This window comes from Kitasatospora terrestris, assembly GCF_039542905.1.
GTDB lineage: Bacteria > Actinomycetota > Actinomycetes > Streptomycetales > Streptomycetaceae > Kitasatospora > Kitasatospora terrestris.
In genome coordinates, this window is record NZ_BAABIS010000001.1 from 4,758,275 (window position 1) to 4,778,779 (window position 20,505).

Consider the following 20,505-nt stretch of genomic DNA (forward strand, 5'->3'; position numbering starts at 1 on the left):
TACGATCCCGGTTCAGCACCCCGAGCTGCCGAGCCAGGACAGGAAGCATGCGATCCGCGACCCCCGACCGCCCCCGCGGCAACCCGGTGTCCCGGACGATGTCGCGGCGCGGCCGCGGCTGGTACCTCGGCGCGGTGCTCAGTGCCGTGGTCGCGGTCGGGATGTGCCTGCTCGGCTGGCGCCAGGCCGACCAGGCGGACCGGATCGCCGCCCACCCGGTCCGGGTCCAGGGCGTGATCACCCAGTTGCCCGGCGGCTCCGGCACCTACAGCCAGGTCGCCTACGAGGCGGACGGCCGCAAGCTCTCCGCCGCCGACCTGTGGCTTCCGGCCGACGCGAAGGTCGGCGACGGGATCTGCCTGGAGCGTGCCGCCGACGACCCGGCGGCGGTCCGGGTGTGCGGGGAGCGCTACCCGCAGCCGGTCGGGATCGGCCTGGCGCAGACCAGCGTCCCGGTGGCGCTCGCGCTGCTGGTGTTCTGCCTGTGGCGGATCCGGAGCCACCACCGGTCCCGCCCGTCCGGCCGGTCCGGCGTGCGCACCACCGCGGTGTTCGCCGCCGAGGGGATGCCGGCCATCACCCACGGCAAGCGCTCCCGCCGCCGCCGCAAGGGCGGCCGCCGGGCCCTGCGCTGACGGCCCCGCCGGGCCCCGCGCCGACGCCCCGCAGGCCCGCGCCGCGGTGATTGCGCAGGGCGCTGCGATCGGCCGCGGCCGCTTGGTGAACAATGGGGGCGTGACCCGAGCCCATCTGGACAAGCAGCCGCAGGACGTCGCCGCGATGTTCGACGACGTCGCGGCCAAGTACGACCGCACCAACGACGTGCTCTCCCTCGGCCAGGCCCGCCTGTGGCGGCGCGCGGTGGCCGACGCGGTCGGCGCGACCGCGGGCCAGCGCGTCCTGGACCTGGGCGCGGGCACCGGCACCTCCTCGCTGCCGTTCGCCGAGGCCGGCGCGGACGTCGTGCCGTGCGACTTCTCGATCGGCATGCTCGCCGAGGGCAAGCGCCGCCACCCCGAGCTGGCGCTGACCGCCGGCGACGCGACGAAGCTGCCGTTCGCCGACGACTCCTTCGACGCGGTGACCATCTCCTTCGCGCTGCGCAACGTGCAGGACACCGCGGCCGCGCTGCGCGAGATGCACCGGGTCGCCAAGCCCGGCGGCAAGCTGGTCATCTGCGAGTTCTCCACGCCGACCTGGACGCCGTTCCGCACCGTGTACACCGAGTACCTGATGCGCGCGCTGCCGCCGGTGGCCACCGCGGTCTCCAGCAACCCCGACGCGTACGTGTACCTGGCCGAGTCGATCCGGTCCTGGCCGGACCAGCCGGCGCTGGCCGCCGAGCTCCAGCGGGCCGGCTGGTCCAAGGTCGCCTGGCGCAACCTGACCGGCGGCGTGGTCGCCCTGCACCGCGGCTTCAAGCTCTGACGCGGCGGGTCGCCCGGCGGGTCACCCGCTGAGCGAGAGCCGGAGGATCAGGCGGTCGCTGCCCGCCCCGAAGTAGTCCGGCCGGTGGTCGACCCGGGAGAAGCCGAGCGACTCGTAGAGGTTGAGCGCGACGGCGTTGCCCGGCTCGACGCTCAGCCGCACTTCGGCGACCCGGTCGGCGGAGAGCCGGTCCAGGCTCTCCACCATCAGCCGCCTGCCGTGGCCCACCCCGCGGGCGTGCGGCACCACGCCGAGGCCGAGCACCCAGCTCTGCTTGCCGTCCGGGGTGGTGGCCAGCAGCGAGTACCCGGACATCCGGCTGTCGCAGTCCAGCACCAGGAACCGCTCCCCGTGGACCTCGAACAGCTGGCGCAGCACGAAGAACGGGTAGGCGTCGTGCGGGAAGATCTCGTGGTCGATCCGGCTGAGCTGGACGAGGTCGGACTCGCCCGCGACCCGGATCACATCACTCGTTCGTGCGAAGCGCTGTTCCACGCCTGTACCTCCGGCGGCTCGCGGCCGGTAGGGGTGGTACCACCGGCGGCTACGGATCGGTCGTACCGAGTGTTCCCGACGAGTCGTCAACCTGGGTCCGGCTGCGGTAACTTGGCGGGATTGACAGTGCGTCACGAGTCGACTTAAAGGTCTCTCATGGACATCCTGCCCGCGCGGACGAACAGCGAAGCCCCCTGGGACCTGTTCGACTCGGACGCGTACCTCGAGCACAACTACCGGTCCCTGCGGTCGGACGACGCGCAGATCCTGGCGGCGGTGCGCGACCACTTCCTGGCCGAACTCGACGGCACCGCGGACCGCTCGCTGCGCGGGATCGACGTCGGCGCGGGCACCAACCTCTACCCGTCGCTGGCGATGCTGCCCTGGTGCCGGGAGATCACGCTGTTCGAACGCTCGGCGCGCAACGTCGCGTGGTTGCGCACCGCGGTCACCGGGTACGGCGACAACTGGGACGCGTTCTGGGAGGTGCTGCGCGCCGGCAACGGGGTCTACGCGCGACTCGCGGACCCGAGGGGGAGGCTGACGGAGGCCGCCGACGTGCGGCAGGGCGACCTGTTCGACGGGCTGCCCGGCTCCGGGTACGGGATCGGCACGATGTTCTTCGTGGCGGAGTCGCTGACCACGGCGCACGAGGAGTTCGAGACCGCGGTCGACGTGTTCGCCGGCGCGCTGGCCCCGGGCGCCCCGTTCGCGGTGGCGTTCATGGAGAACTCGCTCGGCTACGACGTCGGCGACCTGCGCTTCCCGGCCTGCCGGATCGACTCCGACGACGTGCTGGCCAGCCTGGCCGACTACGCCGACCAGGACCTCCGGGTCGAGCGGATCGCGATCCCCGGCGAGCCCGTGCTGCGCGAGGGCTACACCGGGATGCTGCTGGCCCTCGGCCGGCGCAAGGGGCAGTGACCGCCGGGCGACCGGGGGACGGACGACCGGGCACCACCGACGGATCGGGGTGAGAGTTGCGGATCCAGCCACGCCAGCAGCTGCTGGAGATCTGGCAGGCCCTCGGGCGGCAGAGCTTCAGCGACAAGGCCTGGGAACTCGGCTCCGGGGGGGACCCGAGCAGTGTCAGCGACGCGGAGCAGCTGCTCTGCGTGCTCTACCCGGCCACCGAGCTGCCCTCGCTGCGCCTGGACGTGCCCGACGAGACCGCGCAGGACGTGCTCGGCTCGCTGCGCGGCCTCGGCGACAGCGTGGAGATCCCGCGCCGGATGCTGGACGCCATCACCGAGTTCATGGCCAAGCACGGCGGCGAGGACGCGCCCAGCTTCGCGGCCGGCCACTACCTGGCCGCCTTCGACGAGGACGACGTGCCCACCCCCGAGCAGTACCGGCTCGGCGTGGTGGACTCCTACTCGCTGTCGATCACCCTCTCGCTGGCCACCCTGGGCTTCCTCAAGATCTTCCGCCGCACGGTCCGCCGGGCCGACCTGCGGGAGATGGCCGACAAGCTGGAGGAGGCGACCAACCTGCGGCTCTCCGCCGCGATGGCCGCCCTGCTGCGCTGCTTCACGGTGTCGGTCTTCGACCCGGACTCCGACCGCGGCCGCACCCTGTGCTCGATGGTCAACCAGACCGGCGCCCCCAACCGCGTGGTGGTGCAGCAGCTCCAGCGCCGCCTGCAGCCGCTGCGCGCCACCATCCGCGACTACTTCACCCTCGGCCTGACCACCACCGGCGACCTGGACAACGACAACCTGCTCTTCGAGTGCGGCTGGTCCTGGGGCATCGTGAAGGGCAACCCGCCGGTCGTCACCAGCGAGGACGTCGGCGTCCAGCCCGAGGGCGTGGCCGAGGCCGCCCCGTACCTGTACTTCACCGTGGTCGCGCTCGACGGCATCGCCGACCTGTTCTCCGACCGCACGCTGACCCTCGGGCTGCTCAACGAGGGCCAGCAGCGGATGGCCCAGGCGCTGCAGCTGCGCTGGGAACTGACCCAGCAGTACTGGTCGGCGCTGGCCCGCTTCGACGACGAGTCCTGGCCGCTGGAGGACATCCCCTGGCGGACCACCGACCAGCGGGAGTCCGCGTACTTCTCGCTGCTGGTCGCCTCCATCCTGGTGCAGGACCTGGTCCGCCGGCGCGCCACCGACGACGACCTGACCCGCACCGTCGCGGTCATGGAGGAGCTGGCCGTCCGCTCCCGCACCACCCGCCGGATGGGCCGCGACGACGGCGCGCTGCGGCTGCACGACCCCGGCGTGGTGCTCACCCTGAACGGCTCCGAGGAGCTCGGCCCGCTGCTGCGCTGGGCGGTCTCCGACTTCTCCGCCCAGCTGCTCAAGCGCAGCCTCCAACTGGGCGGCCTGTCCCGGAACATCGGCGCCCACGACCGGCTGATCCGGCTCGCCGAACGCGTCATGGACCACCTGTGGCAGCGCCGGATCGGCGACGGCTCCGGCGCGCTGCTCTGGGACGACCTGAGCGCCGCCTTCCCCGACTCCGAGCCGCGCCCGCCGCGGCTGTCCTGGAGCATGACCGAGCGCGTGGTCGAGTGCCTGGTGGTGGCCGCCGGGGTGATCGGGCAGACCCCGATCCGCAGCCCCCGGCTGATCGAGGTCGCCACCGACCTGCTCAGCGAGGCCGACCATCTGCTCGACAAGGAGATGATGCAGCTCAGCTCCGGCGGCTTCCGCTCGGTCCAGGACACCCTGCACGAGGCCGAGGTGCAGTTGCAGCGCGCCCGCAGGATCCTGCGCGACCGCCCCGGAACGGCCTGCGCGCTCGCCCTGGAGGTGCTCGCCAAACTGGACGGCCTGGCCGCCGCCCGGGCGGCCGGCGGGAGGTCCTGACCCGTGCTGATCTTCGCCACCTCGGACAAGGGCGGCACCGGTCGGTCCGTCACCAGTGCCAACATCGCCTACCGCCGGGCCCTGCTCGGCGACGACGTCTGCTACCTCGACTTCGACTTCGGCTCGCCGACCAGCGCCGCGGTCTTCGACGTGCCGACCGCGCTGCGCGGCGTCGACCAGGCCGGCCTCCACTCCTACCTGCGCGGCAACGTCGCCGAACCCAAGCGGGTCAACGTCTGGGCCGAGTCCGACAGCCTCAGCCTGCGCAACCGCCCGGCCGGCAGCGGCCAGTTGGTCCTGGTGCCCGGCGACCGCGGCGGCGGCGAGTTCGTCACCGGCGGCGACGCGGTCCGCCGCTGCACCGAGCTGTTCCTGCGGCTGGAGGAGGAGTTCGACATCATCCTGGTCGACCTCAGCGCCGGCCGCTCGTACGCCGCCGAGATGGTGCTGGAAGCCACCTCCCGGCCCGAGCTGGCCGAGGTGGTCAGCCGCTGGCTGGTCTTCCACCGGTGGACCCGGCAGCACATCATCGCCGCCTCCGGGCTGGTCTACGGCGACCGCGGCATCATGGCGGCCGGCACCGCCCGCGGCCACGACGAGGAGGAGCTGCGCGACCGGGTGCGCTTCGTCCGGGCCGCCGTGCCCGACCCGGCCTCGCCGATGTTCACCCTGCTGCGGCCCGCCCAGGCCGCCTGGCTGCGGGCCTGCCACGAGGACCTGACCCGGCTCGCCTCCCAGCACCGGCTGGGCCAGACCCTGGTGCTCGGCACCGTCCCGCTCGACCCGGTCCTGCAGTGGCAGGAGCAGCTGATCACCGACGACGACGTGCTGGCCAGCCGGGTCGCCAACACCGAGACCGCCGAGGCCTTCGCCGCCCTGGCCGCCGCGCTCACCCACGACCGGGCCTGGGAGACCCCGCTCTGACCGCCGCCCAGGTCACTCGTCGCCCGGCCCGTGTCGAACGCCAGGAGTGAGCAAGCACAGTGGACACCACCTTCCGCGAGGTCTCGGCCGACCCGCGCACCGCCTCGGTGCCGCTCTCCCACCTGTCCCTGGAGATCGGCCACCTGTACATGGACGACTTCATGGCCGGCCCGGAGCGGCTGCGCGAGCAGTTCGCCCAGGTCAAGCCGTGGGTCGACGCCGCGCGCGCGGCCTGCCCGGTGCCCGCCGGGCGGCGGCCGCGGATCTCCACCTGCTTCCTGATCGACGACTACTTCACCCGCTTCTCCACCCCCGCCGAGGTCGTCCCGCAGATCGTCGCCGAGGCCGAGGCCTGCGGCCTGACCGTCGACTACCTGGCCCGCGAGTCCGCCTGCGCCGAGGCCGACGGCCGCCGGCCCGCCCGGCTGGTCGAGGCCCGGCTGGTGGAGTCCCCGCCGCCCGGCACCAACGGATCCCGGCCGCCCGCCACCGCCACCGGCTGGCTCTCCAACGGCGAGCGCACCCCCGCCGACGACCTGGACGAGGCGATGGGCGCCGCCGGCGGCGGCTGGCGACCGCCCCGGGAGACCGAGGCCGGCCGCCACTCGGTCTTCCTTGACGTCGAACTCTGGGACACCAGGCACGGCGGGCGCACCTGGTCCTGCCCCTACCTGGCCGCCGTCTGGCAGCTGCTGAGGCTCGGCCTGCTGCGCGACCGCGGCCAGGAGGTGTTCCCGCCGGCGCCCCGGCCGGACACCCTCCCGGACAGCTGGGACGCCCTGCCGCCGCTGGTCCGGCTCAACCCGGCCGCCGACCCCTTCGCCGCCTACCGGACCTTCTCCGTGCTCGCCCGGCGCTTCCTGCCGATCGAGCACGCCGTCACCGTGCTGCTCGAACAGTGGGCGCCCGAGGAGCCGGTGCTGCACGCGCTCGCCGAGCGGGCCCGGCAGGAGGGCGTCCCGCTGCCCGACGCGCTCACCGGGCGGATCGGCTACCTCTTCCACGGGCAGCCATGAGGCCCGACCGGCCGGGCGAGGGCCCGGCGCTGCTGCTCGGCGAGGTCCGCACCGGCCTGCTCCAGCACTCCGTGGAACTGCCCGGCGCCGCCACCGAGAAGATGCTCGGCCTGCGCCACGGCGAACGGGTCCGCTCCTCGCAGCGGCCCAACGTCCGCGCCCAGTCGCCCGACCTGCTGACCGGCGTCGACTGCCCGCTCGCCACCACCTCGCACCGGGCCGTCCGCGGCGTCGGCACCGTGCTCTCCCACGCCGTGCTCACCGAGGGCCGGGTGCTGCAGGCCTCGGCCCTCGCCCGGATCGCGGCCGGCGGCGACCGGCGCCGGCCCTGGGGCCACTACCTGGCCCACCCCGGGACCGTCGAGGTGATCGGCCGGGGCGAGGCGGCCGAGCTCGCCGCCGGCCACCTCGCCGCGGCGGAGCCCGGCACCGGACTCGACCTCGGCGGGCTCACCGAACGGCTGCTCACCGAGGTGCAGCGGGAGGCCGGGCTGGACCGCCGCGCCCCGTTCCGCTCCCGCCGCACCCGGCTGCGCTGGACCGCCGTCCGCGCCGACCTGGCCGGCGAGGAGCCCGGCGGCCGGCTCACCGTCGAGGACGACACCCTGCGCACCCTGCGGCTCACCCTGGAGAGCGTCGACCCGGTGGAGGTCGCCGCCTTCTGCGAGGACCTCGCGCTGCACGACTGGCTGCTGTCCACCCTGGGCAGACTGATCGAGCGCAGCGGCCTCGGCTCCGACCCGGGGCCCGGCCCGGTGCAGCGGCTGCGCCCGGCCGTGAACCACCTGATGCACCTGTGGATGCCCGGCGCCCGGGTCGCCCGGCCGCTGGCGCCGCTCTGGGAGGGCCTGGAAACCCGTCCCGGCTTCACCCGGCAGTGGACGGCCTCCGTCCAGCGGGTCCGCGACCACTTGGCGCTGCAGGCCGTCGGCCTGACCGCGCCGACCGTACGGGGGGACTGACCGGCCGGGCGACCGACCGGGGCCTCACACCACTCACGAGCTCGGGGGAGCTGTGGACATACGCCTCACTCCGGCCCTGCGCCGGATGCTCACCAGCGCCTTCACCGGCGCGCTCACCTTCGTGATCAGCCAGCTGGTCGCCCAGGACGTCAGCACCAGCGTCATGCTGACCACGGTGCTCGGCGCGACCGTGTTGATCGCCGACTTCCTGGTCTCCTTCGAACGCCGGCTCGCCGCGTACGAGGGCGCGCTCAGCTCGCACACCCGCGAGGTGGAGTCGCTGGTCGACCGCGGCTTCGCCCGGATCAACAAGGCCACCGCGCTGTACGCCCGGCTGGAGGAGTCCAAGCTGGACATCGCGGTGATCGACCGGCTGGTGCGCAGCGCCGCCCACCTCGGGGGGCAGCCGGAGATCGTGCACGCCTTCGTCCAGCGGGTGGTGGACCGGGTGGTGGCCCTGATGGAGGGCCTGCAGGCCGGCGTGGCCGGCTACGACGGCGAGGACCGGGACTGGATCCTCACCCTGGCCGACTCCACCGCGGTCTCCATCGACGCCACCAGCACCGCCGTCGACGCCGGCTTCTGGAACTCCGAACTCGGCCTGCGCTACCTGGCCGCGCAGCGCGAGGCGATCGCCCGCGGGGTGAAGGTCCGCCGGGTGTTCATCCTGGACGACCCCAGCCCCGAGGACCTGGAGGAGGCCCGCCAGGTCGGCCGGGCGCAGGCCGCGCTCAACGTCGCCGTGCGGATCGTCGCCACCCGCGACCTGCCGCACGCCGCCCGGCTCGGCCCGATGATGGACTTCATCGTCTTCGACCAGGCGGTCAGCTACGAGGTGACGCCCGGTCTGCCCGTCGAGTCGCTCGGACCGGCGATGATCGCCGGCATCCAGGTGGTGGCCAGCCCCGACCGGGTGTCCCGCCGGATGCAGCGGTTCAACGACCTCTGGAACGCCTCCGAGCCCATCGAATAGCCCACCCCGTAGACTGCGACCGCCCCTTACCAGCCGTGATCGGGAGAACAACCGCCATGACCCAGAGCGCCGTCGAGAGCACCGCCGATGTGATCGTGGTCGGCGCCGGTCCGGCCGGTGCGACCACCGCCTACTACCTCGCCCAGGCCGGGCTCGACGTCCTCCTGCTGGAGAAGACCGAGTTCCCCCGGGAGAAGGTCTGCGGCGACGGCCTCACCCCGCGTGCCACCAAGCAGCTGATCGACATGGGCATCGACGTCTCGGTGGAGAACGGCTGGCTGCACAACAAGGGCCTGCGGATCATCGGCGGCGGCGTCCGGCTGGAACTCGACTGGCCCGAGCTGGCCGAGTTCCCCAGCTACGGCCTGGTCCGCAAGCGCGCCGACTTCGACGAGATGCTGGCCCGACAGGCCGTCAAGGCCGGCGCCCGCCTGGTCGAGCAGTGCAACGTGACCGGCCCGGTGCTGGACGACCGCACCGGCCGGATCACCGGCGTCACCGCCAAGCTGGGCGAGGACAAGCGCGAAGTCTCCTACTCCGCCCCGCTGGTGGTCGCCGCCGACGGCAACTCCACCCGGCTCTCGCTCGCCATGGGCCTGCACCGGATCGAGTCCCGCCCGATGGGCGTCGCCTACCGCACCTACTTCACCTCGCCGCGCAGCGAGGACCAGTACCTGGAGTCCTGGCTGGAGCTGTGGGACACCCGCGGCGGCGAGAAGAAGCTCCTGCCCGGCTACGGCTGGATCTTCCCGATGGGCGACGGCACCTCCAACGTCGGCCTCGGCATCCTCAACTCCTCGCCCGCCTTCGGCGACCTCAACTGGCGCGAGGTGCTCAAGAGCTGGTGCGCCTCGATGCCCGAGGAGTGGGGCTACACCCCCGAGAACATGACCGACCCGATCCGCGGCGCCGCGCTGCCGATGGCCTTCAACCGCAAGCCGCACTACACCCGCGGCCTGCTGCTGGTCGGCGACGCCGGCGGCATGGTCAACCCGTTCAACGGCGAGGGCATCGCGTACGCCATGGAGTCCGGGAGGATCGCCGCCGGCGTCATCGTCCAGGCCCTGGCCCGGATCACCGACACCGGCCGGGAGAAGGCGCTCGCCAACTACCCGCAGGTGCTCAAGGAGACCTACGGCGGCTACTACACGCTCGGCCGGGCCTTCGTGAAGCTGATCGGCAACGACAAGGTGATGCGGGCCGCCGCCGAACGCGGCCTCACGCACCCGCTGCTGATGAAGTTCACCCTCAAGCTGCTCGCCAACCTGACCGACCCGCAGGGCGGCGACGCGATGGACCGCGTCATCAACGGCCTCACCAAGATCGCCCCGCGCGCCTGAGCTCCCAGCGGACCTCGCCGTCGAGTTCGCGGTCGGTGGGCAGCAGTCCGGCCGCGCGGGCGACCGCGGCGGAGGCCGCGTGGCCGGGGTGGACGTGTGCCACGACGGTTGGCCCGGGCAGCGCGGCGACCAGCGCGCGGACGGCCTCGACGGCGTAGCCGCGGCCCTGCCACGGCGTGCCGACCACCCAGGCGACCTCGGCCTCCCCGGCCCGTACGGTGGCCTGGACGTAGCCGCACAGGCGGCCGTCCGCCCGGAGCACCCAGTTGAACCAGGCCTCCGCCGGGTCCGGCGAGCCCGCGGTCTGGCGCTCGTAGCGCGCCCGCAGCTGCTCGGCGCTCGGCGGCTCGCCGCCGGTGAAGGCGTACAGCGCCGGGTCGGCGAGCACCCCGGCCATCTCCTCGGCGTGCTCGACCCGCAGCGGCACCAGGTCGAGCCGGGCGGTGGGCGGTACCTCCGGGGTGCTTCGGGTCATGCCGCCATCATCGCGGGTTGCCGTTCGCGTCGGTGTCCAGGGTCTGGGTGTTGAACTTGATCTGCCAGACCAGCACGCTGCCGTCGGGGTTCTCGCAGACCACCGCGCCGTCCTGCCAGACGCCGTTCCCGGCGTAGTGCTCGCCGGGCGGGTCGCCCTGGTTCTGGTGGACGTCGTGCACGCCGAGGCCGACGTCGAAGGACTGGCCGAAGACGTAGAGCCGGGTCGCGGCGTGCAGGTGCGGCTCCAGCACGTCGAGGGCGTTGTCGCCGTCGCTGGACACCCAGGGGAACAGCCGGAACGCGGAGCGCCGCCCCAGCCGGCCGGCCAGCCGGTCGGCGAGGTTCGGCCGGAACACCGGGTCGCCGGGCGCCGGGCGCCGCCAGAGCAGGCCCAGCCTGCGCAGTAACTCCTTGAGCCGGTCCAGCCAGCCGGGGGCGCGCAGCATCGGGCTGCGGACGTAGTCCAGCGCGCCGGAGTACGGGTCGGAGGAGAGGAAGTGGAATCCGTCGCCGAGGGCCCGGACGGCGGCGATGTCGATCGTCCGCAGGTCGTCCACCATCCGGTAGGAGACCCCGACGCTGCTCGGCGCGTCCACGTCGAGCGCGGCCTGGTAGGTGCCCTGCGGCGTGCTCAGGGCGAGGTGGCCGTGGTACCAGTGCCCGAAGTCGTGACTCGGGTCCCGGCTGAACGACTGGAAGGTACCGATGGCCACGCCGTAGCGGGGGAGAGGCATGCCTCAAGTCTGAGCGCCTCCCGCGGGCCCAGCATGCCGAGCCCTCTCGTGAGCTTGTGAACGAAGGGTCAAGCGGCTGACATCCGGGGTCCACCTGGCGGGTGAGACCCCTTATCACGTCAACCTGATCATGAAGAAATTTGCCTCGGTCGCCCTGGGGTTGATATGCGCCCGAGCCTCTGACCAGTCGCTTCACACTTGAATGCGACAGATTGTGTCCGTTCGCCTGCTTTGCGTTGACCGATTGGGACTTGGCGCGCTTTGCGGCCGTCTGTCGGGTGGCGCAGATCACAAAGATCGTCGGGAACTGCGTGTCGCAGATCACAAGCCGACGGGCATAGGATGCGCTCGATCCGGGCTTTGTGAACTGCCTCACATGGGGGTGGATCTCACGGAGTGGATCACGGGATCACCCCACGGTGACCCGTCGGTTCCGATCTGCAGTCAAGGACGACTGGACGGAGGGAGCGGGGGCTATGAATGCCTACGCGCCGATCCTCGTACTCGGTGCCATCGCGGCGGCGTTCGCGGTCGGCTCCGTCGTGATGGCCTCGCTCACCGGCCCGAAGCGCTACAACCGGGCCAAGTTGGAGGCGTACGAGTGCGGCATCGAGCCGACCCCGCAGCCCATGGGCGGCGGTCGGTTCCCGATCAAGTACTACCTGACGGCGATGCTCTTCATCGTCTTCGACATCGAGATCGTCTTCCTCTACCCGTGGGCGGTCAGCTTCGACGCCCTGGGGATCTTCGGGCTGGTCGAGATGCTCCTGTTCATCGCCACCGTGTTCGTCGCGTACGCCTATGTCTGGCGTCGCGGCGGTCTGGAGTGGGACTGAATCCTGACCTTGTGAACGGGCGGACAAGCCACCGGACTTGAGGGTATTGAGAGGGAACGGATGGGAATCGAGGAGAAGCTGCCGAGCGGCTTTCTGCTCACCAGCGTGGAGGCTGCCGCAGGGTGGGTGCGGAAGGCGTCGCTCTTCCCCGCCACCTTCGGCCTGGCCTGCTGCGCGATCGAGATGATGACCACCGGCGCGGGCCGCTACGACCTGGCCCGCTTCGGCATGGAGGTGTTCCGCGGTTCGCCGCGGCAGGCCGACCTGATGATCGTGGCGGGCCGGGTGAGCCAGAAGATGGCGCCGGTGCTGCGACAGGTCTACGACCAGATGGCCAATCCGAAGTGGGTCATCTCGATGGGCGTGTGCGCCTCCTCCGGCGGCATGTTCAACAACTACGCGATCGTCCAGGGCGTCGACCACATCGTCCCCGTGGACATCTACCTGCCGGGCTGCCCGCCCCGCCCGGAGATGCTGATGGACGCCATCATCAAGCTGCACGAGAAGATCCAGCACGAGAAGCTCGGCGTGAACAAGCGCCGCGCCGAGGAGCTCGCCGAGGAGCTCGCGCTGCGGGCCACCCCGACCAGCGAGATGCGGGGGCTGCTGCGATGAGCGAGGAGCCCCAGGTCCCCGCGACCCGGAAAGAGATCCCGATCGAGGTGGTCGGCAAGCGCCAGGGCATGTTCGGCGCGCAGGGCACCGGCGACACCTCCGGCTTCGGCGGCCTGCAGGCCCCGATCGCCCTGCCCGGCGCCTCCTCCCGCCCCTACGGCGGCTGGTTCGACGAGGTGGCCGACGAGCTGGAGGGCGCGCTCGAGGAGCAGGGCCTCGACGTCTCCGACGTGATCGAGAAGACCGTCGTCGACCGGGACGAGCTGACCTTCCACATCGCCCGCGAGCACCTGCTGCGGACCGCCCGCACGCTGCGCGACGACCCGGCGCTCCGCTTCGAGCTGTGCCTCGGCGTGAGCGGCGTGCACTACCCGCACGACAAGGGCCGCGAGCTGCACGCCGTCTACCACCTGCGCTCGATCACCCACGGCCGGCTGATCCGGCTGGAGGTCACCGCGCCCGACGCGGACCCGACGGTCCCGTCGGTGGTGTCGGTCTACCCGACCAACGACTGGCACGAGCGGGAGACCTACGACTTCTTCGGGCTGGTCTTCGAGGGCCACCCCGCGCTGACCCGGATCATGATGCCGGACGACTGGCTGGGCCACCCGCAGCGCAAGGACTACCCGCTCGGCGGCATCCCCGTCGAGTACAAGGGCGCCCAGATCCCGGCTCCCGACCAGCGGAGGTCGTACACCTGATGAGCGTTCACCACGAAGCAGGCTCGCGGGAGACCACCGAGGGGCGGGTCTTCACCGTCACCGGTGGCGACTGGGGCGAGGTCGCCGAGGCGGTGGCCCGCGCGGACGACGAGCGGATCATCGTCAACATGGGCCCGCAGCACCCGTCCACCCACGGCGTGCTGCGGCTGATCCTGGAGATCGACGGCGAGACGGTGACCGAGGCCCGCTGCGGCATCGGCTACCTGCACACCGGCATCGAGAAGAACATGGAGTACCGGACCTGGGTCCAGGGCACCACGTTCGTGACGCGGATGGACTACCTGACGCCGCTCTACAACGAGACGGCGTACTGCCTGGCGGTCGAGAAGCTGCTCGGCATCACCGACGACGTGCCCGAGCGGGCCTCGGTGATCCGGGTGCTGATGATGGAGCTCAACCGGATCTCCTCGCACCTGGTGGCGCTGGCCACCGGCGGCATGGAGATCGGCTCCACCACCCTGATGATCTACGGCTTCCGCGACCGCGAAGTCATCCTGGACATCTTCGAGCTGGTCACCGGCCTGCGGATGAACCACGCGTACGTCCGCCCCGGCGGACTCGCCCAGGACCTGCCGCCCGGCGCCGTCGACCAGATCCGCGAGGGCATCAAGCTGCTCCGCTCCCGGATGCACGAGTACGACAAGCTCGCCACCGACAACCCGGTGTTCAAGGCCCGCCTGGTCGACGTCGGCCACCTGGACCTGCCCGGCTGCCTGGCGCTCGGCGCCACCGGCCCGATCCTGCGCTCCACCGGCCTGCCGCACGACCTGCGCAAGACCGACCCGTACTGCGGGTACGAGAACTACGACTTCGAGGTCGCGGTCGCCGACACCTGCGACTCCTACGGGCGGTTCCTGATCCGCCTGGAGGAGATGAAGCAGTCGCTGCGGATCGCCGAGCAGTGCCTGGACCGGCTGAAGCCCGGCCCGGTCATGGTCGCCGACAAGAAGATCGCCTGGCCGGCCCAACTGGCCGTCGGACCGGACGGGATGGGCAACTCGCTCGACCACATCCGGAAGATCATGGGCACCTCGATGGAGGCCCTGATCCACCACTTCAAGCTGGTCACCGAGGGCTTCCGGGTCCCGGTCGGACAGGCGTACGCGGCGGTCGAGTCGCCCAAGGGCGAGCTCGGGGTGCACGTGGTCAGCGACGGCGGCACGCGGCCCTACCGCGTCCACTTCCGCGACCCCTCGTTCACCAACCTGCAGACGATGGCGGCGATGTGCGAGGGCGGCCAGGTCGCCGACGTCATCGTCGCGGTGGCCGGGATCGACCCGGTGATGGGAGGCGTGGACCGGTGAGCAACGTCGAACTCGGCCTGCCGGCGCTGCCGGCCAAGCCCTTCCCGCCGGAGGTGCACGAGCGGCTGGCGGACGACGCGCGCGAGCTGATCGCCCGCTACCCGGTCGGCCGCTCCGCGCTGCTGCCGCTGCTGCACCTGGTGCAGAGCGAGGAGGGGTACGTCTCCTCCACCGGCATCCGCTTCTGCGCCGAGCAGTTGGACCTCACCACCGCCGAGGTCACCGCCGTCGCGACCTTCTACACCATGTACCGCCGCCGGCCGGCCGGCGAGTACCACGTCGGCGTGTGCACCAACACGCTGTGCGCGGTGCTCGGCGGCGACCAGATCTTCGACGAGCTCAAGCAGCACCTCGGCATCGAGAACAACCAGACCACCGAGGACGGCTCGATCTCGCTCGAACACATCGAGTGCAACGCGGCCTGCGACTACGCCCCCGTGGTGATGGTCAACTGGGAGTTCTTCGACAACCAGACCCCGGAGAGCGCCAAGCAGCTGGTCGACCGGCTGCGCGAGGGCCAGGAGGTCAGCCCGACCCGCGGCGCCAAGCTCTGCTCCTTCAAGGAGAGCGCCCGGATCCTGGCCGGCTTCCCCGACGAGCGGCCCGGCGCCAACGACGAGTCCGGCGCCGGCGGCGCGCCCTCGCTGGCCGGCCTGCGCCTGGCCAAGGGCGAGGCGCTGCCCGGCACCCCCGGCACCAAGGTGGTATCCCCCAGGCACGAAGGGACGGAAGCGTGATGACCTCCGCCGAGCCGGCCGAGAAGCTGCTCTCGCCGGTGCTCTCCGCCTCCTGGGACGACTCCCGCCCCTGGACGATGGCCACCTACCGCCGCCACGGCGGCTACGAGGGCCTGCGCGCCGCCCTCGCCATGCAGCCCGACGAGGTCATCGGGCTGGTCAAGGACGCGGGCCTGCGCGGCCGCGGCGGCGCCGGCTTCCCGACCGGCATGAAGTGGCAGTTCATCCCGCAGAACGACGGCAAGCCCCACTACCTGGTGGTCAACGCCGACGAGTCCGAGCCGGGCACCTGCAAGGACATCCCGCTGCTCTTCGCCAACCCGCACTCGCTGATCGAGGGCATGGTCATCGCCTCGTACGCGATCCGCTGCGAGCACGCCTTCGTCTACCTGCGCGGCGAGGTCGTGCCGGTGCTGCGCCGGCTGCACGCCGCGGTCGCCGAGGCGTACGAGGCCGGCTACCTCGGCAAGGACATCCTCGGCTCGGGCATCGATCTCGACATCACCGTGCACGCCGGCGCCGGGGCGTACATCTGCGGCGAGGAGACCGCGCTGCTCGACTCGCTGGAGGGCCGCCGCGGCCAGCCGCGACTGCGCCCGCCGTTCCCCGCCGTCGCCGGCCTGTACGCCTGCCCCACGGTGGTCAACAACGTCGAGTCGATCGCCTCGGTGCCGCCGATCCTGGCCAAGGGCAAGGAGTGGTTCAAGGCGCTGGGCACCGAGAAGTCGCCCGGCTTCACCCTCTACTCGCTCTCCGGGCACGTCACCAACCCCGGCCAGTACGAGGCGCCGCTGGGCATCACGCTGCGCCAGCTGCTGGAGATCAGCGGCGGCATCCGGGCCGGGCACCGGCTCAAGTTCTGGACGCCGGGCGGCTCGTCCACCCCGATGTTCACCGACGAGCACCTGGACGTGCCGCTCGACTACGAGGGCGTCGGCGCGGCCGGCTCGATGCTCGGCACCAAGGCGCTGCAGGTCTTCGACGAGACCACCTGCGTGGTCCGGGCGGTCACCCGGTGGACCGAGTTCTACGCCCACGAGTCCTGCGGCAAGTGCACCCCGTGCCGCGAAGGCACGTACTGGCTGGTGCAGTTGCTCAAGCGGATCGAGGCGGGCCAGGGCGTCGCCGGCGACCTGGAGAAGCTGCTCGACATCGCCGACAACATCAACGGCAAGTCCTTCTGCGCGCTCGGCGACGGCGCCGCCAGCCCGATCGTCTCCTCGCTGCAGCACTTCCGCGAGGAGTACGAGCAGCACATCACCGAGCGCCGCTGCCCCTTCGACCCGGCGGCGTCCACCGTCTGGGCCGGCCGGGCGCACGTCCACGAGTCCGCCACCGAGAGGGAGGTGCACGCGTGACCGTCACCGAGTCCTCCACCGCAGTGGAGCTCGTCACGCTCACCATCGACGGCGTCGAGGTCCAGGTCCCCAAGGGGACGCTGGTGATCCGCGCCGCCGAGCAGATCGGCACCCAGATCCCGCGCTTCTGCGACCACCCGCTGCTCGACCCGGCCGGCGCCTGCCGGCAGTGCATCGTGGAGGTCGAGGGCCAGCGCAAGCCGGTCGCCTCCTGCACGATCCCGGTCGCCGAGGGCATGGTGGTCAGGACGCAGGTCAGCTCGCCGGTCGCCGAGAAGGCGCAGCGCGGCGTGATGGAGCTGCTGCTGATCAACCACCCGCTGGACTGCCCGGTCTGCGACAAGGGCGGCGAGTGCCCGCTGCAGAACCAGGCGATGTCCACCGGCGACGCCGACTCCCGCTTCGAGGGCATGAAGCGCACCTACGAGAAGCCGATCCCGCTCTCCTCGCAGGTGCTGCTGGACCGCGAGCGCTGCGTGCTGTGCGCCCGCTGCACCCGCTTCTCCCAGCAGATCGCCGGCGACCCGTTCATCGACCTGATCGAGCGCGGCGCGCTGCAGCAGGTCGGCATCGGCGACGACGAGCCGCTGACCTCGTACTTCTCCGGCAACACCATCCAGATCTGCCCGGTCGGCGCGCTCACCTCGGCGGCCTACCGGTTCCGCTCCCGCCCGTTCGACCTGGTCTCCTCCCCGAGCGTGTGCGAGCACTGCTCGGCGGGCTGCGGCCAGCGCACCGACCACCGCCGCGGCAAGGTGCTGCGCCGGCTGGCCGGCAACGAGCCGGAGGTGAACGAGGAGTGGAACTGCGACAAGGGCCGCTTCGCGTTCCGCTACGCCCAGCAGCGCGACCGGATCACCACCCCGCTGGTCCGCGACGACAGCGGTGAACTCGTTCCCGCCTCCTGGCCGGAGGCGCTGGCCGCGGCGGCCGAGGGCCTGCGCGGCGCGCGCGCCGCGGTGCTGACCGGTGGCCGGGTGACGGTCGAGGACGCCTACGCGTACGGCAAGTTCGCCCGGGTCGCGCTCGGCACCAACGACGTGGACTTCCGCTCCCGCCCGCACAGCGGCGAGGAGGCGGACTTCCTGGCCGCCGCGGTCGCCGGCCGCGGCGTCGACCTGGACGGCGAAGGGCTGAGCTACCACCAGCTGGAGGCCGCCCCGGCGGTGCTGCTGGTCGGCCTGGAGGCCGAGGAGGAGGCGCCGATCGTCTTCCTGCGGCTGCGCAAGGCCAACCGGGCCGCCGGCCTGCGGGTCTTCGCGATCGCCTCGCACGCCACCCGGGGCCTGGGCAAGCTGCGCGGCGCGCTGCTGCCCGCCGCCCCCGGCACCGAGGCCGAGTGGCTGAACGCGCTCGGCGGCGACGAGGTGCTGGCCGACGACGCCGGACGCTGCGCGGACGCGCTGCGCAGCCCGGGTGCGGTGATCCTGGTCGGCGAGCGCCTGGCCCAGGTGCCCGGAGGCCTGACCGCCGCGCTGCGGCTCGCGCACACCACCGGGGCGAAGCTCGCCTGGGTGCCGCGCCGGGCCGGCGAGCGGGGCGCGGTCGAGGCCGGCCTGCTGCCGGGCCTGCTGCCCGGCGGCCGCGCGGTCACCGTGCCCGCCGCCCGGGCCGAGGCCGCCGAGCTGTGGGGCACCACCGAACTGCCGTCCCGGCCCGGCCGGGACACCGACCAGATCCTCGCGGCGGTGCTCCAGGGCGACCTGGACGCGCTGGTGGTCGGCGGCGTCGGGGTCGAGGACCTGCCGGACCCGGCGCTCGCCGAGGAGGCGCTCGGCCGGGCCTTCACGGTCTCGCTGGAGCTGCGCCCGTCCGCCGTGACCGCGCTCGCCGACGTGGTGCTGCCGGTCGCGGCGGTCGCCGAGAAGGCCGGCACCTTCCTGGACTGGGAGGGCCGGGTCCGGATGTTCGAACCGGCGCTCAAGCCGGACCAGTTGATGCAGCGCCACCTGCACGCCGAGACCCGGGTGCTGACCATGCTCGCGGACGCCCTGGAGCGCCCGATCCGGCTGCCCGACGTCCGGGCGGCCCGGCTGGAGCTGGACGCCTTCGCCCCCTGGGCGGGCGACCGGCCGGGCGCCCCGGCGGCGCACCCGGCGCCGCTGCCCCGCCCGGCCACCGGCCAGGCGGTGCTGGCCGGCCACCGGATGCTGCTGGACAACGGTTCGCTGCAGGACGGCGACGCCCACCTGGCCGGCACCCGCCATCGGGCGGTGGCCCGGATCTCCGCGTCCACCGCCGAGGAGATCGGCGCGGCGGGCGCCCTGCGGATCACCGGCCCGGCCGGCTCGCTGGTCCTCCCGCTGGAGGTCACCGACGCGATGCCGGACCGCACGGTCTGGCTGCCGCTCAACTCCACCCCGGGCGGCGGCGTCCACCGCTCGCTCGGCACCACGGTCGGCCACCTGGTCACCATCGCCCCGGCGGAGGACGCCCAGTGAACACTCTCGCCGCATACGAGACCCTCGGGTACTTCGGCCGCGACCCCTGGTGGCTGGTGCTGCTGAAGGCGGTGTTCGTCTTCGCCTTCCTGGTCGGCACGGTGCTGATCGCGATCGTCTGGGAGCGCAAGGTCGTCGCCTGGATGCAGCTGCGGATCGGCCCCAACCGGCACGGTCCCTGGGGCATGCTGCAGTCCCTCGCGGACGGCGTGAAGCTGGCGCTCAAGGAAGACCTGGTGGTCAAGGGCGCCGACAAGGCGGTCTACATCCTCGCGCCGATCGTCTCCGCGATCCCGGCCTTCATGGCCTTCGCGGTGATCCCGTTCGGCCCGGCCGACGACCAGGTGTCGATCTTCGGCACCCGGACGCCGCTCCAGCTGACCGACCTGCCGATCGCCCTGCTCTACATCCTGGCGACCGCCTCGATCGGCATCTACGGCATCGTGCTGGCCGGCTGGTCCTCCGGCTCGACCTACCCGCTGCTCGGCGGCATCCGCTCCTCCGCCCAGATGATCAGCTACGAGATCGCGATGGGCCTGTCCTTCGCGGCGGTGTTCATCTACTCGGGCTCGATGTCCACCTCGGAGATCGTCGCCTCCCAGCAACCGACCTGGTTCGCGGTACTGCTGCCGGTCTCGTTCATCGTCTACATCATCGCGATGGTCGGCGAGACCAACCGGGCGCCGTTCGACCTCCCGGAGGCCGAGGGCGAGCTGGTCGGCGGCTTCAACACCGAGTACTCCTCGCTGAAGTTCGCGATGTTCATGCTGGCCGAGTACGTCAACATGGTGACCGTCTCGGCGGTGGCGTCCACGCTCTTCCTGGGCGGCTGGCGGGCCCCGTGGCCGATCTCCACCTTCTGGGAGGGGGCGAACCACGGCTGGTGGCCGATGCTCTGGATCACCCTGAAGATCCAGCTGCTGCTGTTCTTCTTCATCTGGCTCCGCGGCACCCTGCCCCGCCTGCGCTACGACCAGTTCATGAAGCTGGGCTGGAAGGTGCTGATCCCGGTCTCGCTGGTCTGGCTGGTGATGGTCTCCAGCGTCCGGGCGCTGCGCAACGAGGGCTACGACTTCGCCCGGGTGGTGCTGTACGTCGGCGCCCCGCTCGGCGCGGTCCTGCTGCTCGCGCTGGTCTGGGACCTGATGCGGCGCAAGCCCGAGGTGGAGAAGCCCAAGGAGGACGGCGGCTTCGACCCGATGGCCGGCGGCTACCCCGTACCGCCGCTGCCGGGCCAGGAGCTACCGCCCGTCCCGCGCCGGCGCAGCCGGGCCCCGCAACTCCAGGACGCCCTCAACGGGGCCGACCATTCCGAAGGGAGCTGAGCCGC

20 protein-coding genes are annotated in these 20,505 nt (G+C 72.2%); 17 read left to right on the forward strand and 3 right to left on the reverse strand.

The genetic code is table 11. The annotated features are described in order from the left end of the window. The first annotated feature begins 47 nt into the window (after nt 1-47). Both ABEB06_RS22035 and ABEB06_RS22040 read left to right on the forward strand, forming a co-directional pair. Complete coding sequence (locus ABEB06_RS22035) at nt 48-635, forward strand: hypothetical protein (RefSeq protein WP_345698598.1); 588 nt, start codon at nt 48-50, stop codon at nt 633-635. A 100-nt stretch (nt 636-735) separates the two neighbouring features. Further along, complete coding sequence (locus tag ABEB06_RS22040; protein ID WP_345698599.1) at nt 736-1,428, forward strand: demethylmenaquinone methyltransferase; 693 nt, start codon at nt 736-738, stop codon at nt 1,426-1,428. A 21-nt stretch (nt 1,429-1,449) separates the two neighbouring features. On the opposite strand, the gene ABEB06_RS22045 is transcribed toward ABEB06_RS22040, so the two are convergent. Then, nucleotides 1,450-1,923 (reverse strand): GNAT family N-acetyltransferase, encoded by a 474-nt coding sequence (locus tag ABEB06_RS22045; protein ID WP_345698600.1) that lies wholly within the window; start codon nt 1,921-1,923, stop codon nt 1,450-1,452. A 156-nt stretch (nt 1,924-2,079) separates the two neighbouring features. On the opposite strand from ABEB06_RS22045, the gene ABEB06_RS22050 reads away from it, so the two are divergent. From ABEB06_RS22050 to ABEB06_RS22080, 7 genes are read left to right on the forward strand one after another with little or no spacing between them, the layout of a single operon-like run. Next, nucleotides 2,080-2,847 (forward strand): SCO2525 family SAM-dependent methyltransferase, encoded by a 768-nt coding sequence (locus ABEB06_RS22050; RefSeq protein ID WP_345698601.1) that lies wholly within the window; start codon nt 2,080-2,082, stop codon nt 2,845-2,847. 56 nt (nt 2,848-2,903) lie between these two features. Beyond that, complete coding sequence (locus ABEB06_RS22055) at nt 2,904-4,736, forward strand: SCO2524 family protein (RefSeq protein ID WP_345698602.1); 1,833 nt, start codon at nt 2,904-2,906, stop codon at nt 4,734-4,736. Between the two features lie 3 nt (nt 4,737-4,739). Then, the gene (locus ABEB06_RS22060) at nt 4,740-5,660 is read left to right on the forward strand and encodes an SCO2523 family variant P-loop protein (protein ID WP_345698603.1); all 921 of its coding nucleotides are present in this window, start codon (nt 4,740-4,742) and stop codon (nt 5,658-5,660) included. Between the two features lie 59 nt (nt 5,661-5,719). Next, entirely contained in the window at nt 5,720-6,676 is a 957-nt protein-coding gene (locus tag ABEB06_RS22065; RefSeq protein WP_345698604.1) for an SCO2522 family protein, read from the forward strand. Beyond that, nucleotides 6,673-7,638, forward strand: coding sequence for an SCO2521 family protein (locus tag ABEB06_RS22070; RefSeq protein WP_345698605.1), 966 nt, complete (start codon nt 6,673-6,675; stop codon nt 7,636-7,638). Before ABEB06_RS22065 ends, ABEB06_RS22070 begins: the two co-directional genes overlap by 4 nt. A 52-nt stretch (nt 7,639-7,690) precedes the next feature. Next, nucleotides 7,691-8,611, forward strand: a complete 921-nt coding sequence (locus ABEB06_RS22075) for a DUF6879 family protein (protein ID WP_345698606.1) — start codon at nt 7,691-7,693, stop codon at nt 8,609-8,611. 56 nt (nt 8,612-8,667) lie between these two features. After that, complete coding sequence (locus ABEB06_RS22080; protein ID WP_345698607.1) at nt 8,668-9,951, forward strand: geranylgeranyl reductase family protein; 1,284 nt, start codon at nt 8,668-8,670, stop codon at nt 9,949-9,951. Here the strand turns inward: ABEB06_RS22080 and ABEB06_RS22085 are convergent. Continuing rightward, nucleotides 9,926-10,426 carry a GNAT family N-acetyltransferase gene (locus ABEB06_RS22085; RefSeq protein ID WP_345698608.1) on the reverse strand — a complete coding sequence of 167 codons (501 nt, stop codon included), beginning with the start codon at nt 10,424-10,426 and terminating at the stop codon, nt 9,926-9,928. The two genes, ABEB06_RS22080 and ABEB06_RS22085, sit on opposite strands and share 26 nt — an antisense overlap. 7 nt (nt 10,427-10,433) lie before the next feature. Continuing rightward, on the reverse strand, nt 10,434-11,162 hold the full coding sequence (locus tag ABEB06_RS22090) for a DUF2278 family protein (RefSeq protein ID WP_345698609.1): 729 nt from the start codon (nt 11,160-11,162) through the stop codon (nt 10,434-10,436). Nucleotides 11,163-11,638: 476 nt separating this feature from the next. On the opposite strand from ABEB06_RS22090, the gene ABEB06_RS22095 reads away from it, so the two are divergent. From ABEB06_RS22095 to nuoH, 8 genes are read left to right on the forward strand one after another with little or no spacing between them, the layout of a single operon-like run. Then, on the forward strand, nt 11,639-11,998 hold the full coding sequence (locus ABEB06_RS22095; protein WP_345698610.1) for an NADH-quinone oxidoreductase subunit A: 360 nt from the start codon (nt 11,639-11,641) through the stop codon (nt 11,996-11,998). 60 nt (nt 11,999-12,058) lie between these two features. After that, nucleotides 12,059-12,613 (forward strand): NuoB/complex I 20 kDa subunit family protein, encoded by a 555-nt coding sequence (locus ABEB06_RS22100; RefSeq protein ID WP_345698611.1) that lies wholly within the window; start codon nt 12,059-12,061, stop codon nt 12,611-12,613. Next, complete coding sequence (locus ABEB06_RS22105; protein ID WP_345698612.1) at nt 12,610-13,314, forward strand: NADH-quinone oxidoreductase subunit C; 705 nt, start codon at nt 12,610-12,612, stop codon at nt 13,312-13,314. Before ABEB06_RS22100 ends, ABEB06_RS22105 begins: the two co-directional genes overlap by 4 nt. After that, a complete protein-coding gene (locus ABEB06_RS22110; protein WP_345698613.1) occupies nt 13,314-14,639 on the forward strand; it encodes an NADH-quinone oxidoreductase subunit D in 1,326 nt (441 codons plus the stop codon). Before ABEB06_RS22105 ends, ABEB06_RS22110 begins: the two co-directional genes overlap by 1 nt. 17 nt (nt 14,640-14,656) lie before the next feature. Then, nucleotides 14,657-15,376: an NADH-quinone oxidoreductase subunit NuoE gene (gene nuoE, locus ABEB06_RS22115; protein WP_425559794.1), complete on the forward strand. Its 720-nt coding sequence runs from the start codon at nt 14,657-14,659 to the stop codon at nt 15,374-15,376. After that, nucleotides 15,376-16,734, forward strand: a complete 1,359-nt coding sequence (nuoF, locus tag ABEB06_RS22120; RefSeq protein ID WP_345698615.1) for an NADH-quinone oxidoreductase subunit NuoF — start codon at nt 15,376-15,378, stop codon at nt 16,732-16,734. The genes nuoE and nuoF overlap by 1 nt, the downstream gene beginning before the upstream one ends. Beyond that, a complete protein-coding gene (locus ABEB06_RS22125) occupies nt 16,731-19,175 on the forward strand; it encodes an NADH-quinone oxidoreductase subunit G (RefSeq protein ID WP_345698616.1) in 2,445 nt (814 codons plus the stop codon). Before nuoF ends, ABEB06_RS22125 begins: the two co-directional genes overlap by 4 nt. Further along, nucleotides 19,172-20,500 carry an NADH-quinone oxidoreductase subunit NuoH gene (gene nuoH, locus ABEB06_RS22130; protein ID WP_345698617.1) on the forward strand — a complete coding sequence of 443 codons (1,329 nt, stop codon included), beginning with the start codon at nt 19,172-19,174 and terminating at the stop codon, nt 20,498-20,500. The genes ABEB06_RS22125 and nuoH overlap by 4 nt, the downstream gene beginning before the upstream one ends. Nucleotides 20,501-20,505: the final 5 nt, after the last annotated feature.

What these genes read in the sequence shown, in the direction of transcription:
- ABEB06_RS22090 (WP_345698609.1), bottom strand. Translation starts at nt 11,162, where the DNA reads ATGCCTCTCCCCCGCTACGGCGTGGCCATCGGTACCTTCCAGTCGTTC.
- ABEB06_RS22035 (WP_345698598.1), top strand. Translation starts at nt 48, where the DNA reads ATGCGATCCGCGACCCCCGACCGCCCCCGCGGCAACCCGGTGTCCCGG.
- ABEB06_RS22095 (WP_345698610.1), top strand. Translation starts at nt 11,639, where the DNA reads ATGAATGCCTACGCGCCGATCCTCGTACTCGGTGCCATCGCGGCGGCG.
- ABEB06_RS22085 (WP_345698608.1), bottom strand. Translation starts at nt 10,426, where the DNA reads ATGACCCGAAGCACCCCGGAGGTACCGCCCACCGCCCGGCTCGACCTG.
- ABEB06_RS22050 (WP_345698601.1), top strand. Translation starts at nt 2,080, where the DNA reads ATGGACATCCTGCCCGCGCGGACGAACAGCGAAGCCCCCTGGGACCTG.
- ABEB06_RS22070 (WP_345698605.1), top strand. Translation starts at nt 6,673, where the DNA reads ATGAGGCCCGACCGGCCGGGCGAGGGCCCGGCGCTGCTGCTCGGCGAG.
- ABEB06_RS22105 (WP_345698612.1), top strand. Translation starts at nt 12,610, where the DNA reads ATGAGCGAGGAGCCCCAGGTCCCCGCGACCCGGAAAGAGATCCCGATC.
- ABEB06_RS22100 (WP_345698611.1), top strand. Translation starts at nt 12,059, where the DNA reads ATGGGAATCGAGGAGAAGCTGCCGAGCGGCTTTCTGCTCACCAGCGTG.
- ABEB06_RS22080 (WP_345698607.1), top strand. Translation starts at nt 8,668, where the DNA reads ATGACCCAGAGCGCCGTCGAGAGCACCGCCGATGTGATCGTGGTCGGC.
- nuoF (WP_345698615.1), top strand. Translation starts at nt 15,376, where the DNA reads ATGACCTCCGCCGAGCCGGCCGAGAAGCTGCTCTCGCCGGTGCTCTCC.
- ABEB06_RS22110 (WP_345698613.1), top strand. Translation starts at nt 13,314, where the DNA reads ATGAGCGTTCACCACGAAGCAGGCTCGCGGGAGACCACCGAGGGGCGG.